The following is a 14,973-nucleotide window of genomic DNA, read 5'->3' as shown; positions in this document are numbered from 1 at the left end:
CACTCCGGGGGCAAAGAGAAGTACGGCAGAGGGCGAGCTGTTCCAAGCCCGCCCCCGCACTCAACTGTCCCTGCTGCGCGCGCTTAGTGGTGCGCGCTATCCTCTATCACGGGCAGGGTTTCAAACTGGTGGTAGGGCGGCGGGCTGGATAGCGTCCATTCCAGCGTCGTCGCACCATCACCCCAGGGGTTGCCTTCCGCCTTACGTCCAGCCGTCAACGACCAGATGATGTTCACGAACCAGATCAGCACGCCGACCGACATGATCTCATATCCATGGCTGGCGATCTTGTTCCAATAGGCGAATGCCTCCGGATAATCGGGATAGCGACGCGGCATGCCCGACAGGCCGAGGAAGTGCATCGGGAAGAACAGCACGTTCACGCCGATGAAGAAGATCCAGAAGTGCAGCTGGCCCAGCACCTCGCTATACATGCGGCCGGTCATCTTCGGGAACCAGTAATAGAACCCCGCGAAGAGCGAGAACACCGCGCCGAGCGAGAGCACATAGTGGAAGTGCGCGACGACATAATAGGTGTCGTGCATCACGTCATCCACGCCGCCGTTTGCGAGCACCACGCCGGTGACGCCGCCCACGGTGAACATGAAGATGAAGCCAAGCGCCCAAACCATCGGCGTCTTGAAGCTGAGCGAGCCGCCCCACATTGTCGCGATCCATGAGAAGATCTTCACGCCGGTCGGCACCGCGATCACCATCGTCGCAGCGGTGAAATACATCTTCACGTTCACGCTCATGCCGGTGGTGTACATGTGGTGCGCCCACACGACGAAGCCAACCACGCCGATCGCCACCATCGCATAGGCCATGCCGAGATAACCGAACACCGGCTTGCGGCTGAAAGTCGAGACGATCTGGCTGACGATGCCGAAGCCCGGCAGAATCATGATGTATACTTCGGGGTGGCCAAAGAACCAGAACAGATGCTGATACAGCTCCGGATCGCCACCCTTCAGGCCGTCGTAGAACACCGTGCCGAAGTTGCGATCGGTCAGCAGCATCGTGATCGCCGCGGCGAGCACGGGGAGCGCGAGCAGCAGCAGGAAGGCGGTGACGAGCACCGACCAGACGAACAGCGGCATTTTGTGCAGGGTCATGCCTGGCGCGCGCATGTTGAAGATGGTGGTGATGAAGTTGATCGCACCCAGAATCGAGCTGGCGCCCGCAAGGTGGAGCGAGAGGATCGCCATATCCACAGCCGGTCCGGGCGAGCCGCTGGTCGAGAGCGGGGCGTAGACCGTCCAGCCTGTGCCAGCGCCATTGCCCGCGCCGCCGGGCACGAACGTCGAGCCGAGGAGCAGCAGGAATGCGGGGATCAGCAGCCAGAAGCTGATATTGTTCATGCGCGGAAACGCCATGTCCGGCGCGCCGATCATGATCGGCACGAACCAGTTGCCGAAACCGCCGATGATTGCGGGCATCACCATGAAGAACACCATGATGAGGCCGTGCGCGGTGATAAGCACGTTCCACAGATGATAGGCCTTGGTAATGTCGGCGTCTGGGCCTTCCATCATCTGCGCCCAGGTCTGGAGATACTGAATACCGGGCTGCGCGAGCTCGGCGCGCATCAGGCCCGAGATGCCGCCGCCGATGATCCCCGCGATGATCGCGAAGATCAGGTACAGCGTGCCGATGTCCTTGTGGTTGGTGGACATGAACCAGCGGGCAAAAAACGCCGGCTTGTGGTCCGCGTCGTGATGGTCATGTGCGTGACCATGTGCGTCTGCTGCAATCGTCGTCATGATGAGAGACCCTTATATCAAATCTTGGCGGGCGCGGCAGGCGCCGGTGCGGCGGCAGTCGTGGCGGCGGCAGCGCCAGCCTTGCCCTTGGGGTCGCCGCCCTGCGAGCGGACCCACTGCTCCCACTCCGCCTCAGGGCGCGCCTCGATAGCGATCGGCATGAAGCCATGCTTGATGCCGCACAGTTCCGAGCACTGGCCGTAATAGACGCCCGGCTTCTCGATCATGATCGCGCGCTCGTTGAGCCGCCCGGGTACGGCGTCCAGCTTGAACCAGAGCGCGGGCACCGCGAAGCTGTGGATCACATCCGCGCCGGTGATGATGAGCTTGATCGGGCGCCCGACAGGAAGCACCAGGCGGTTGTCGACAGCCAGCAGATTTGGTTCGCCATTCTCGAGCGCCTTTTCGGGCGGCAGAATGTTGGAAACATATTCCGGAATGCCCTGATCGGGGAATTCGTAACCCCAGTACCACTGGTAGCCTGTGATCTTGACTGTCAGCGCATCCTTTGGCGCGGGCTTGTACTGTTCGGCGATCAGGCTGATCGACGGCACCGCGATCACGACAAGGATCAAGACCGGCACAACGGTCCAGATGATCTCGATCAGCGTGTTGTGCGAGGTCTTGGAAGGATTGGGGTTTGCCGCGCGGCGGAAGCGGACCATGATGAAAAGCATCAGGCCCAGCACGAACAGCGAAATCACCGTGATGACAGGCAGCAGAAGATTATTATGCATCCACAGCGCCTGGCGCCCTGTGGGGCTGAACTGCTCCTGAATCTTATATTCGCCCGGCTGGGGCATGCCGATTCCCGGTGTCGGCTTCATGCGCTCGGGCGCGGCAACCGTTTCAGCGGCTGGGGCAGCGGCGTTGGCGGCACTGTCCGCGGGGACGGCAGCCGATTCGGCCGGGGCCGCGACCGGCGCGGCGGCATCCTGGGCAATGGCCTGCTGTGTTATGGCCACCGCCGGCACCAATGCCAGCAATCCCGCCGCAAGCAATGATTTCACGATATTCATAGGCGTATAATACCCCGTTCCCCTTAGGCCTTGCCCCCTCTACCGCAACGCATCGTCGCAGGGACGTAACTGGCGGGCTTATAGGCATGGTTTCCGGTAGGCTCAAGCCGCAAAACGGCTTTTTGTTCAAGGTTGCAAGAGCCGCCCAACCCCCCTATCTGCACCGCGGAAAAGGAAACGGATTCTTGGGTAATGACTGACGACGCGATACTGGCGGAATTTCGCGCGGCCGACGCGCTGCTGGAGGGGCATTTCATACTCTCGTCGGGCAAGCACAGCGCCTTTTATCTGCAATGCGCGCGCGTGTTGATGAGCGCGGAGCGTGCGGGCCGCCTGGCACTCGCGCTGGCGCAAAAGCTCCCGCGTGACCTCAAGGCCGAGATCGATCTGGTCGTGTCTCCTGCCATGGGCGGCCTGATCATCGGCCACGAGATGGGCCGCGCGCTGGGCGTCGACGCGATTTTCCTTGAGCGGCCGGAAGGCACGTTCACGCTGCGGCGCGGCTTTGCGATTGAGCCGGGGCAGAAGGTGCTGCTGGTTGAGGATGTGGTCACGACAGGCCTGTCCTCGCGTGAGGCGATGAATGCGGTGCGCGCCGAGGGAGGCATTGTGCTGGCCGAAGCTGCGCTGGTCGATCGTTCGGCAGGCGAGGCGGAGCTGGGTGTGCCCTTCTACCCGCTCGTATCCCTCAACTTCCCGGTTTATGACGCCGCCGCGCTCCCGCCGGAGCTGGCCGCCACCCCTGCGACCAAGCCCGGCAGCCGGAAAAACGCCGCCTAGTGGCCACGCCGCTCCCTCTGCGCCTCGGCGTCAACATCGACCATGTGGCGACGATCCGCAACGCGCGCGGCGGCGACCATCCGGATCCGGTCCGCGCCGCCCTGATGGCGGTGGAGGCAGGCGCGGACGGCATCACGGCGCACCTGCGTGAAGACCGCCGCCATATCCGAGACGAGGATATCGCCAGCCTGATGGCCGCGCTCACCGTACCGCTCAATCTCGAAATGGCGGCGACGGAAGAGATGCTGGAAATCGCCCTGCGTCACAAGCCGCATGCCGCTTGCATCGTCCCGGAAAAGCGCGAAGAGCGCACGACCGAGGGCGGGCTGGACGCCGCGCGTCAGTTCGATGCGCTCGCGCCGATGGTGCAGGCGCTTGGGCAGGCGGGCGTGCGCGTCTCGCTGTTCATCGAGCCTGACGTGGCGCAGATTGACGCCGCGATCCGCCTCGGCGCGCCGGTGGTGGAGTTTCACACCGGGCGCTACGCCCATCTCGATGGCCAGCCCCGCGCTGATGAACTGCGCCGCATCTCCGAAGCCGCAGCCCTCGCCGCGCGCAACGGGATCGAGCCGCATGCGGGCCACGGCCTGACTTTCGACAATGTCGGACCGGTTGCGGCCATACCGCAGATCCGCGAGCTCAACATCGGCCACTTCCTCGTGGGCGAGGCGATCTTCACCGGCTTCGCAGATGCAATCCGAACGATGCGCGCACATATGGGCGCCGCGCGATGAGTATCACCAAGCAGTGGATTGCGCGGAAAGCCCATCCTTTGCTCCTGATTGCAAACCTAGTCGTACTATTAATATGTCTATATCTATGTGTTTATGCGCTTTACGGGCTATGGAATCCTGAGGTTGCTCGTATCTGGCGGCCATTAGCCATATTTAGCCCGATCTTTGAAGTTGCACTTATTGCTATAGGACGATCACTTTGGCGTAGTGAAATGGTCTCTAGATCCATCATCGTCTTATCAGCACCAGTCATAGCGTTTTCTCCAGTAATAATCTGGATTATTTATGTTTTATTGGTACTGAAATGATCATCGGCCTCGGCTCCGACCTCTGCAACATAGACCGCCTCGCCAAGGTACTGGAGCGGCATGGCGAGCGGTTTGAACTGCGGGTCTTTACCGCGACTGAACGGGCCAAGGCGGCCAAACGCCCCTTCACCAAGGCTGGCACGCTCGCTAAACGCTTCGCCGCCAAGGAGGCCTTCTCCAAGGCGATAGGCACCGGGTTCAACCACGGCGTCTATATGCGCGACATCGGCGTGGTGAACGCTCCCTCGGGCGCGCCGACGCTGGAGCTGACCAACGGCGCCGCCGCGCGCCTCGCGGCTATGACCCCGCCCGGCCACAAGATGCGCGTTCATCTTACGCTCACCGACGATCATCCATTCGCGCAGGCGTTTGTGATCCTGGAGGCGGTGCCGGATGCCGCCGCGTGAACGAAAATGATGGGCATATGACAGACATCGCCGAGAGCACTCCCGCACGGCCCGCCACGCGCGGCGTCGACTGGTGGGGCGAATTCAAGAGCCTTGCCGTGCTCCTGTTCTGCGTCTTGGGCTTTCACAGCTTCATCGCCAAGCCTTTCTATATCCCCAGCGAGTCGATGATGCCGGTGCTGCTGAAGGGCGACCGGCTGGTGGTGAGCAAATATCCCTATGGCTGGTCCTATGCCTCGCTGAGCTTTCACCCGCTGTGCTTTATGCCGGGGCGCGTGCTGGGCCGCCTGCCGGAGCGCGGTGACGTCGTCATCGTCACGCCCCGCCATAGTCGCGAGGACTACATCAAGCGCGTGATCGGGCTTCCCGGCGACACGATCGAAGTGCGCGGGGGCACCGTTATCCTGAATGGCGTGCCGGTGCCGCAACGGACTCTGCCGCCGCTGATGCTGCCGGTCGATGCCAACGCCCCCTGCCCGGCCGGGCAGTTCCCGGGCGCTTTGGTCGCGGGGCAGGACGGGAAACGCTATTGCCGCCTGCCCGTTGCCCAGGAAACGCTACCCAATGGCCGCCGCTATCAGGTCATCGACGTCGGCCCCAGCGCGCTCGACTGGTACGGCCCGGAAAAAATACCCGCAGGGCACCTCTTCCTCATGGGCGACAACCGCGACAACAGCGCGGACAGCCGGGCGACCTTGGCCGAACGGGGCTTGGGTGGTCCGGTGCCGTTTGAAAGCATTGGCGGCCGCGCCGAGTTCATCACCTTCTCGGTAGACGGCACGACGAGCCTTTGGAATCCGCTCAGCTGGTGGACCTCCCTGCGCGGAGGCCGTGCAGGCGCGAGTTTACATGCGCAGCGCGACTGACGAAGACTAACTGACGTACCATAACGTCATGCTGAACTTGTTTCAGCATCCATCAAGCCTCAAGGTCTTCCGTCGACTGAGGTCCCGAGCTTGGCCCGATACTGTTATTTCGCAGGGTTCGAGATGCGCGGGTACTGCTCGATCTTGGCGTCGATCCTGCCGCACAACGGATGCTGAAATAAGTCCAGCAAGACGGTGGTGGAATAAGTCGAAACTTGCCCCAGCCCCAAATCAGGGATGCATGCCCTCGCCCTGGAGCTGGCGCATCTGCTGCTGCATCGCCATGATCTCGGCGCGGGACTTGAAATCGAGCAGCTTCACATTGAAGATCAGCACCGAGTTGGCCGGGATCGGGCCGGACTCCTTGTCGCCATAGCCGAGTGCGGGCGGAATGAAGATCTTGTACTCGCCGCCGCGCTTCATCAGCTGCAGCGCCTCGCTGAACCCGGGCACAACGCCGTCAACCGGCATCGCCGCCTGCTCGTTCTGGTCAAACACCTTGCCGTCAACCAGCGTGCCGGTATAGCCCACCAGCGCGATGTCGCCTGCCGTCGGGCTGGGCCCCTGACCCTCGCGGATGACCTGATATTGCAGGCCGCTGTCGGTGGTGATCACGCCCGCCTGCTTGGCGTTGTTGGCAAGGAACGCAGTGCCTGACGGCTCCAGGTTGCGCTGCCCGGCATAGGCGAGGCCTGCCGCCGCCAGCGCTACTGCCGCCACCCCAATCAACAAGCGGCCCAGCGAGCCTTTGGCGATCGGACGAAGCGGAACGGCGGTGACGGACATGGAATCAGCCCCAATATTTCACAAGAAATCAGAAAAAATGCGCGCCGGGCCTGCCCCAACGCGCATTGCCAGAGCCTTACCGGCTGCCGTCACGCTCCACGCGCTTGCGCTCCAGCTTGCGGGCGCGGCGCACAGCGGCGGCCTTTTCGCGGGCGCGCTTCTCGGACGGCTTTTCGTAATGACGGCGCAGTTTCATCTCCCGATACACGCCCTCGCGCTGCAGCTTCTTCTTGAGCGCGCGGAGTGCCTGATCGACATTATTGTCGCGGACGATGATTTGCATAAGGCCGTCTTGCTCCAATCTAGCATGGCTGGAGGGCGAGTCATTCACCAAGCACACAGCCGAAAAACAACAAAAAATTAGCGCCGCAAGCTATGAGCTGCGTCGTGATCGGCGCGCCCTATCAGCGAAAGCGCTTAACATCAAGTTGATTCCTGTCTTTTGGACGAGTGTTTGATCCGCTCACGCGGATATGCCGTACCGGCCCTCTCCCCCAGCCGACCTCCCAGCAGCGTATTCTATGGGAGGTCGGGTGGGGGAGTGGGTTGGAGCCGTGCGTCCGAAACGCGACACAGCTACCTGTTTCCGATCATGCATATAACTGTTGCGGGCTGACCACGCTCAAAGCCATAAGCCCGATCATGACGAGCTTTACGGTGAACGACCGCCCCGTGCGTTATCTGATGGACCCAGAGACGCCGCTGCTGTGGGCGCTGCGCGATGCGTCGAACCTTACCGGTGCGAAATATGGCTGCGGCACCGGGGACTGCGGCGCATGCACGGTCGATGTCGATGGCGAGGCTGTGCGCTCCTGCCGCATTTCCATCGCGGCGTGCGAGGGGCGCTTTGTCACCACGATCGAGGCGCTCTCGACCGACCGCAGCCACCCGGTTCAGCAGGCATGGATCGAGGCTAACCTTCCGCAATGCGGCTATTGCCAGCCCGGCATGATCATGGCAGCCGCCGTTTTGCTGAAGAAGAACCGCGCGCCGTCTGACGCTGATATAGACGCAGCCATTACCAATATCTGCCGCTGCGGCACCTATCCGCGCATCCGTGCCGCGATCCGCCGGGCGGCGGGGATGATGAGCAGTCCGGCGACGGCCGCGCCAAGTCCCATTGAGCAGCAGGAAGCGGCTGGTTCAGCCGAGCCTGCGGAATGAGCCTGCTCTCGCGTCTGCCCTTGTTCGGCTCACGCAAACAGGCGGGCGAGGCTGCCATCCCGCAGGGCGGCCCGTATCCTGACGACGCCGACCAACCCTCTGCCGCGCGCGCGGCCATCGGGCAAAAGGTCACCGCCAAGCTGGGTCGCAACCCGATGATCGAGCGGCTGGGCGATGCGCGACTCGACCTCTTCCTGCGCCCGCATTTCGCGACGCCTGCCGAGTGCGCCACACTGCGCGCGATGATCGACGCAGGCGCGCAGCCCTCCATCCTGTTCTCGGGCACACAGGGGCCGGAATATCGCACCAGCCACAGCTGCCACATGGACCGGGCAGACCCGCTCGTTTCCACCATAACAGAGCGCATCTGCGCGCTGATGGGCGTCGAACCGCGCTTCACCGAAACATTGCAGGGTCAGCGCTACACGCCGGGGCAGGAGTATAAACCGCACTGGGACTATTTCCCGCTGAACGACACATACTGGCCCGACATGCGCGAGATGGGCGGCCAGCGGACATGGACGGCGATGCTCTATTGCTCCGATGTCGAGGCTGGCGGCGAGACGCAGTTCGTCAGCAATGCCCTGTCCGTCACCCCCACCGAAGGTGCGCTCCTCTTATGGAACAACATGGGCAAGGATGGTGCGCCCAACACAGACAGCGCGCATTATGCGCGGCCGGTGGAAGCAGGCGTCAAATATGTGCTGACCCTGTGGTTCCGCGAACGCGCATGGCTCTAAAAGCGGTTCCGGGCGTTAACCTCAGCTGCTCATCACCCTTTCGTTTTGCTGAACCTGCCATTCCCGCATCGTTCAGAACGAATCAGCGATAAGCATCCTGTCGGCAAGGCACAGCCCGCCGAAAGGAATGAGGAGAACGACTATGCGTAAACTGATACTCTCCGCCGCGATGGCCGCCACCGCGCTGACCGGCGTGACCCTGCCCCTGACCGCCAACGCGCAGGACTGGCGCCGTGATCATCGCGAGGAACGGCGCGAGGACCGTGGCGATGTGCGCGATGCCCGCCGCGACCTCAATCAGGAGCGCCGCGAGCTGCGCGAGGCCTATCGGGACGGCGACCGCCGCGACATCCGCGAGGAACGGCGCGACGTGCATCGTGCGGAAAATCGCTATTCCCGCGAGCTGCGCGACTATCGCCGCGACAACCCGCGCATCTACTCGCGCGGAAACTGGCGCGGGCCGGATCGCTACCACCGCTGGGATCGTGGCGCGCGCGTCAGCCGGATATACTATGCCCCGCGCTATTATGTGAACGATCCGTGGCGCTATCGTCTGCCGCCCGCTCCGGGCTATGCCCGTTGGGTCCGCAACTATGACGACGTGCTGCTGATCGACCTGCGCAGCGGCCGGGTGATCGACGTGTACTACAGCTTCTTCTGGTAACCGGCGACCCTATCAGAGTCGGCACGCCTCTCGGTCATTCCCGCGAAAGCGGGAATGACGAGAGAAAGATCAGCGGACAGCGATATCCGAATGGGAAAGGCGCCTGCATCAAACGGGCGCCTTTTTCTTATGCCCCCAGCGCTTCCGCGATCAGCCGCCGGCTGTTCTCTATGCTATAGAGCGCGATGAAGCTGCCCATGCGCGGGCCTTGATCGGCGCCGAGCAGCGTCTGATACAGCGCCTTGAACCAGTCCCGCAGCTGCTCAAACCCATAATGTGGATCCTTGCCGATTGCGTAGACGATATTCTGGATGTCTTCAGCCGAGGCATCCTCGGGAAGCGCGCCGAGCTGTGCATCGAGCTCGGCCAGCGCGCGGGCCTCGTGCTCTTCCGGCTTGCGCCGCTTCAATGTCGGCGCCACGAAATCGCGGTTATAGGCGAGCGCGTTGCCGACGAGTCCGGCGAGTTGCGGATAATTGTCAGGCGACGCGCCCTCGACATAGTTTGACAGATAGGCCCACACCCGCTCCGCTGTCGCCTCAGCTCCCATCACGCCAACGAGATTCAGCAGCAACCCATAGCTGACGGGCAGCGCCTGTTCGGGCACGGATTCTCCCCGCGCCGCGTGGATATGATGCACCGGGTTACCGAGCTGCTTGTCGAGCGGCTGGGATGCGTAATTGCCGCGAAACTGCTCATATTCATCGACTGCGCGCGGGATTACGCCGATATGGAGCTGCTTGGCGCTCTTCGGCTCGCGATAGGCATAGAAGGCAAGGCTTTCCTCGCTGCCATAGGTCAGCCATTCCTCCAGGGACAGGCCGTTGCCCTTGGACTTGCTGATCTTTTCGCCCTTTTCATCGAGGAACATCTCGTAGATCAGCCCCTCGGGCTTCCGCCCGCCCAGCACTTGCGCGATCTTGCCGGATTGCACGCCGCTGTCGGTCAAATCCTTGCCATACATCTCATAGTCGACATCCAGCGCGACCCAGCGCATCGCCCAGTCGACCTTCCATTGCAGCTTCGCCCCGCCGGAGAGGATGCAATGCTCGATGACCTCCCCTTCGTCCTCGAACCGCACGACGCCGCCTTCCGCATCCACCACCTCCAGCGGAACCTGCAACACCACGCCGGACCGGGGGCTGACGGGGAGCACAGGTGAATATGTCGCCGCGCGCTCCGCCCTCAGCGTGGGGAGCATGATGTCCATGATCTTCTGGTAGTTGCGCAGAACATTGCGCAGCGCTTCATCAAACGCGCCGCTACGATATTGCTCGGTCGAACTGCGGAAATCATAGTCGAAACCAAACCGATCCAGAAACTCCCGCAACATCGCATTGTTATGCGCGGCGAAGCTGTCGAACTTGCCGAACGGGTCAGGAATCGCGGTGAGCGGCTTTCCCAGATGCTCTTTCAGCATCCCCTGATTCGGCACATTGTCCGGTACTTTGCGCAAGCCATCCATATCGTCCGAAAAGGCGATCAGGCGCGTGGGGATATCGGACATTTCCTCGAAGGCGCGGCGGACCATCGTCGTGCGCAACACCTCGTTGAAGGTGCCGATATGCGGCAAGCCAGACGGCCCATATCCGGTCTCGAACAGCGCATAGCCTTTGGCAGGCGCGGCATTGCCAAGGCGCTTCAACACCTTGCGCGCCTCCTCATGCGGCCAGGCTTTGGAAATAAGGGCGGCTTCGCGCAATGTCGTCATGTCGGTCATGCGCGCCCCTTAGCCGCCTCCGTACAGAAATTTAAGCTCTTTCTCGGTTGCTCCCATTTCACGGTTTACCGCAGATTAAGCCTGTACTGCTATCTTTGGGCAATGATGGAACGCCAGAACGACCAGATTCAGTACAAGCGCGAGATGCGCATTCCGGTGGATATTCCGGTGCGGATATCGAGCGTACTGGTGACGTCTGACGCCGTGCTGCGCAACCTCACCGAGCATGGCGCGCTGATCGACGGCATCAGCCTTGCGCCGGGCGCGCATTTTCAAATCGAATATGAGGGGCAGATCCTGTTCGGCATCGTCGCATGGGCGGAGGATGACCGGATCGGCGCGCGCTTCCCGTTCGCTCTGGAGGATGGCCCGCTCTACACCCGGTTGCAGCAGGCCGTGCTCGATCATGAGGTGCGGCAGAAAAGCGGGGCCGCGAACAATCTCATCGCTCCGATGCCTACCGCACATCTGCCCGCACGCACGCCGCTCAACCCGATGCGGCGGCCCGTTGCCGGATTTGGTCGCCGGGGTTTGTAAGCGTCTCCTCGCTTCGCTACATGGGCGAAGTGACCACCGGCTCTCCTCCCGCCATTCCACCTCTGCCAGCGCTCCACGCCAGCCATGCCGGACTTTGGCTGTGCGAGGCGGGCGGCGAGGCCCGCGTCGTCACGCGGGGAGAGGCCGTCTCGATTGCGGCGGAAACGCCGGTCCTGCTCCTCAACGCGCCACTGACTGGCCAGCGGCTGGGCTATGACGCGCTGTCCGGCCTCGATTTGCTGGAGCTGTGGGCGTTCGTCCATCCAGCGCACTTTCTCGTCCCCACGCCCGCCGGGCTGGCGCGTGCGCTGGGGCTGAACGGGCCGCAGAGGGAACAGGACATCCCAGCCCTGCTGATCGCGGCCGCAAGCGCGTTGCTGGCGCAGTTGGTCATGCCGGATTGGCCCGAGCGGGAAGGCGCCTGGATGTCCGCGCAATCGCTTCAAAGGCTGCGCTGGCCGTGGGCGCCGCTGGTTCTCCCGCGCCTCGAGCGCCCGAAAGACAATGATCGCTGGCTGTTCAGCCGCCTGCCGGAGTGGGAGGAAGCCGCCCCTCGCCCCGCCCCGCGCATCTACACACCCGCCCCTGAGGAAATCGAGACACGGCTGGCGTCCCTGACGGGCAATGCCGCGGAACCACGGCCCGGCCAGAAGGCCTATGCACTCTCGGCCGCCACCGCCTTCGCCCCGCGCAGGGAGCGAGACCGGCCGAACATGCTGCTGGCCGAGGCAGGCACCGGCATCGGCAAAACGCTGGGCTATCTCGCGCCGGCATCCTTATGGGCGGAGCGCGCCGGCGGCGCCGTGTGGGTCTCGACCTACACCAAGGCGCTGCAACGCCAGCTTGACGCCGAGACGCGGCGCATCCCCACCGTTCCCGGCACGCGGGCAGCCCCGCATGTGGTGGTGCGGAAGGGGCGCGAGAACTACCTCTGCCTGCTCAATCTCGAAGATGCGCTGCAAGGCGGCTTTTCGGGACGCGCGGCGATTCTGGCTCAGCTGGTCGCGCGCTGGGCTGCCTATACCAAAGATGGAGATATGGTCGGCGGCGACCTCCCCGGCTGGCTGCCCACCTTGTTCCGCCGCAACGGCTCGACCGCGCTGACCGACCGCCGGGGAGAATGCGTCTATGCGGGCTGCCCGCATTACCGCAAATGCTTCATCGAGCACAGCGTGCGCGGCGCGGCACGGGCCGATATCGTCATCGCCAATCATGCGCTGGTGATGATCAACGCGGCGCGCGGGCGTGACGAGGGCGGCGCGCCCACCCGCCTGATCCTGGACGAGGCGCACCACATTTTCGACGCCGCAGACTCGACCTTCGCCGTCGCGCTGACGGGTCAGGAGACGATCGAGCTGCGTCGCTGGGTGATCGGCCCGGAAGGCACGGCGCGCGGTCGTCGGCGTGGCCTCTCCGCCCGCCTCGCCGATGTCGCGAGTTATGACGCTGAAGGCGCCGCCGCGATTGCCCATGCGCGCGACGCTGCCAACCTGCTCCCTGCCGACGAATGGCTGAAGCGCGTCGTTCAGGGCGAGCCGTTCGGTCCGGTCGAGCGCCTGCTGTGCGCGGTGCGCGCCCATGTGTTCGCCCGCGCGGAGGACGGCAAGGCATCGGACGCCGACGCAGGTTACGGGTTGGAGGCAGAACTGGCCGAGCCGGACGGCGCGCTCGTGGAGGCCGCGACCGACGCCGCAGTCGCGCTGGACAGCCTGCTCCGCCCCCTCAACCATCTCGCCAAGCGCCTCGAAGCCCTCCTCACCGACGCGCCGGACTGGATGGATGGCCCCGCCCGCGCGCGGATCGAGGGAGCGATCGGCTCGCTGCAATGGCGCACGGATCTGCTCTCGGCGTGGATCGCACTGCTCGCCCGCGTCGGCGGCCCGGGCAACCCGGATTTCGTCGACTGGCTGGCGGTCGATCGGTTCGAGGGGCGCGAATATGACATGGGCCTCCACCGCCACTGGCTCGATCCTACCCGCCCTTTTGCCGAGGCGGTGCTGAAAGGCGCGCACGGCGCGTTGCTCACCTCCGCCACACTGCGCGGCAGCCTCGGGGAAGGCTGGGCGCGGGCCGAGGCGCGCACAGGCGCAGTGCATATCGATGGGCCGGTCCAGCGATTCGAGGCGGCCAGCCCGTTCGATTATGCCGAACAGGCAGAAGTGCTGATCGTTACCGATGTGAAGCGCGGAGACATTGCTGCCCTCTCTGCCGCCTATGCGCGGCTGATCGAGGCGTCGAACGGCGGCGCGCTCGGCCTGTTCACCGCCATCCGCCGTCTGCGCGCCGTGCACGCCCGCATCGCCGACCGGTTGGCACGCGCCAGCCTGCCGCTCTACGCCCAGCATGTCGACCCGATCGACACCGGGACCCTGGTGGACATTTTCCGTGACGACATGCGGGCCTCACTGCTCGGCACCGATGCGCTGCGTGACGGAGTGGATGTGCCCGGCCATTCGCTGCGTCTCCTCATCATGGAGGGGGTGCCCTGGTCCAAGCCCACCGTGCTCCACGCCGCCCGCAAGCTTGCCGCCAAGACCGAGGATGGTGGCGGCAATGCTTATGACGACGCAATCATCCGTGCGCGGCTTGCGCAGGCCTTTGGCCGCCTTATCCGCCGGGCGGACGACAAGGGCGTGTTCGTCATCCTCTCTGCCGCGATGCCCAGCCGCTTGCTGAGCGCCTTTCCGCCTGGTGTCCCGATCCGGCGCACCACCCTTGATGAAGCGGTTATTACAGTGAGCGAACGACTTGGATTTGCAACGCCTTTGGTGCATCAGGGCGTAGTGTGACAGCGGCACCAGCCCGCCCCCCGGTCAACCTCCCATAGGATACGATATCGGGAGGTTGGGAGGGGGAGTGGGTTGGTGCCGAACATCCGAAATACTGCAAAGCAGGCGCATTTCGGATCAGACGTGAAATCGAGGATGCCGCAACAATGAAGACCCTGATCCTGCTGCGCCACGCCAAATCGGGCTGGGACGATCCGGAGTTGCGCGATTTCGATCGGCCGCTCAATGCCAAGGGAGTGCGCGCGGCCGTAATGATGGGCAAGAAGGCGGCGTCAGATGGCTTGGCGCCTGAGCGACTGATTGCCTCGCCGGCCGTGCGTGTAACCCAGACGCTGGAGGGGTTTCGCGAAGGCGCGGGCACACTGCCCGATACGGAGTGGGATCGGCGCATCTATCTGGCGTCGTCCGCCACCCTCCTCGACATCATTCGGGAGACGACGCCGGACATAGGCACTCTGATGATGGCCGGCCACAATCCGGGGCTGGAGGATCTGATTCTCGATCTGGTGGCAGATGACGGATCCTCCCCGCTCCGCGCTGAGGTGGAGGTGAAGTTTCCGACGGCGTCGCTCGCCGTGCTGACCTGGGATGGCAGCGATTGGGCCGGGCTGGACAGCAAGGGCGGCGCCCGCCTCAGCGCTCTCACCCGCCCGCGCGATCTCGATCCCTCTTTGGGGCCGGACGCCGACTGAAGCC

Annotated in this window: 15 protein-coding genes; 10 read left to right on the top strand and 5 right to left on the bottom strand. The window is 63.7% G+C overall.

What is annotated here, in order from left to right:
• Positions 1-83: 83 nt before the first annotated feature.
• Together ctaD and coxB are read right to left on the bottom strand one after the other, a co-directional pair.
• Complete coding sequence (gene ctaD / locus OOT33_RS00500; RefSeq protein ID WP_307748011.1) at positions 84-1,763, bottom strand: cytochrome c oxidase subunit I; 1,680 nt, start codon at positions 1,761-1,763, stop codon at positions 84-86.
• Between the two features lie 17 nt (positions 1,764-1,780).
• The gene (gene coxB, locus OOT33_RS00495) at positions 1,781-2,782 is read right to left on the bottom strand and encodes a cytochrome c oxidase subunit II (RefSeq protein WP_307748010.1); all 1,002 of its coding nucleotides are present in this window, start codon (positions 2,780-2,782) and stop codon (positions 1,781-1,783) included.
• A 192-nt stretch (positions 2,783-2,974) separates the two neighbouring features.
• On the opposite strand from coxB, the gene pyrE reads away from it, so the two are divergent.
• From pyrE to lepB, 4 genes are all read left to right on the top strand, one after another.
• The gene (pyrE, locus tag OOT33_RS00490) at positions 2,975-3,562 is read left to right on the top strand and encodes an orotate phosphoribosyltransferase (RefSeq protein ID WP_307748009.1); all 588 of its coding nucleotides are present in this window, start codon (positions 2,975-2,977) and stop codon (positions 3,560-3,562) included.
• Positions 3,562-4,296 carry a pyridoxine 5'-phosphate synthase gene (locus OOT33_RS00485; protein WP_307748008.1) on the top strand — a complete coding sequence of 245 codons (735 nt, stop codon included), beginning with the start codon at positions 3,562-3,564 and terminating at the stop codon, positions 4,294-4,296. The genes pyrE and OOT33_RS00485 overlap by 1 nt, the downstream gene beginning before the upstream one ends.
• A 304-nt stretch (positions 4,297-4,600) precedes the next feature.
• Positions 4,601-5,011, top strand: coding sequence for a holo-ACP synthase (acpS, locus tag OOT33_RS00480; RefSeq protein WP_307748007.1), 411 nt, complete (start codon positions 4,601-4,603; stop codon positions 5,009-5,011).
• Positions 5,012-5,028: 17 nt separating this feature from the next.
• Positions 5,029-5,877, top strand: coding sequence for a signal peptidase I (gene lepB, locus OOT33_RS00475; RefSeq protein ID WP_307748006.1), 849 nt, complete (start codon positions 5,029-5,031; stop codon positions 5,875-5,877).
• Between the two features lie 231 nt (positions 5,878-6,108).
• Here lepB and OOT33_RS00470 read toward each other — a convergent pair whose 3' ends face one another.
• Positions 6,109-6,663 carry an FKBP-type peptidyl-prolyl cis-trans isomerase gene (locus tag OOT33_RS00470; RefSeq protein WP_307748005.1) on the bottom strand — a complete coding sequence of 185 codons (555 nt, stop codon included), beginning with the start codon at positions 6,661-6,663 and terminating at the stop codon, positions 6,109-6,111.
• Between the two features lie 76 nt (positions 6,664-6,739).
• A complete protein-coding gene (rpsU, locus tag OOT33_RS00465) occupies positions 6,740-6,946 on the bottom strand; it encodes a 30S ribosomal protein S21 (protein ID WP_129403936.1) in 207 nt (68 codons plus the stop codon).
• Positions 6,947-7,305: 359 nt separating this feature from the next.
• Here rpsU and OOT33_RS00460 point away from each other — a divergent pair, with 359 nt between their 5' ends.
• The 3 genes from OOT33_RS00460 (at position 7,306) to OOT33_RS00450 (ending at position 9,231) form a co-directional block, all read left to right on the top strand.
• Entirely contained in the window at positions 7,306-7,827 is a 522-nt protein-coding gene (locus tag OOT33_RS00460) for a 2Fe-2S iron-sulfur cluster-binding protein (protein ID WP_307748004.1), read from the top strand.
• On the top strand, positions 7,824-8,567 hold the full coding sequence (locus OOT33_RS00455; protein WP_307748003.1) for a 2OG-Fe(II) oxygenase: 744 nt from the start codon (positions 7,824-7,826) through the stop codon (positions 8,565-8,567). Before OOT33_RS00460 ends, OOT33_RS00455 begins: the two co-directional genes overlap by 4 nt.
• A gap of 142 nt (positions 8,568-8,709) precedes the next feature.
• Positions 8,710-9,231, top strand: coding sequence for an RcnB family protein (locus tag OOT33_RS00450; RefSeq protein ID WP_307748002.1), 522 nt, complete (start codon positions 8,710-8,712; stop codon positions 9,229-9,231).
• A 127-nt stretch (positions 9,232-9,358) separates the two neighbouring features.
• Here the strand turns inward: OOT33_RS00450 and OOT33_RS00445 are convergent, their stop codons facing one another.
• A complete protein-coding gene (locus tag OOT33_RS00445; RefSeq protein WP_307748001.1) occupies positions 9,359-10,951 on the bottom strand; it encodes a lysine--tRNA ligase in 1,593 nt (530 codons plus the stop codon).
• Between the two features lie 105 nt (positions 10,952-11,056).
• On the opposite strand from OOT33_RS00445, the gene OOT33_RS00440 reads away from it, so the two are divergent.
• From OOT33_RS00440 to OOT33_RS00430, 3 genes are all read left to right on the top strand, one after another.
• A complete protein-coding gene (locus OOT33_RS00440; RefSeq protein ID WP_307748000.1) occupies positions 11,057-11,488 on the top strand; it encodes a hypothetical protein in 432 nt (143 codons plus the stop codon).
• Positions 11,489-11,508: 20 nt separating this feature from the next.
• Positions 11,509-14,277, top strand: coding sequence for a helicase C-terminal domain-containing protein (locus OOT33_RS00435; RefSeq protein ID WP_307747999.1), 2,769 nt, complete (start codon positions 11,509-11,511; stop codon positions 14,275-14,277).
• A 146-nt stretch (positions 14,278-14,423) separates the two neighbouring features.
• Positions 14,424-14,969, top strand: a complete 546-nt coding sequence (locus OOT33_RS00430; RefSeq protein WP_307747998.1) for a histidine phosphatase family protein — start codon at positions 14,424-14,426, stop codon at positions 14,967-14,969.
• The last annotated feature ends 4 nt before the right edge of the window (positions 14,970-14,973 follow it).

It is taken from the genome of Sphingobium sp. DEHP117, assembly GCF_030867385.1.
Classification (GTDB): domain Bacteria; phylum Pseudomonadota; class Alphaproteobacteria; order Sphingomonadales; family Sphingomonadaceae; genus Sphingobium.
Note: the sequence above shows the minus strand (reverse complement) of the source record. Positions and strands in the feature narration are given on the sequence as shown.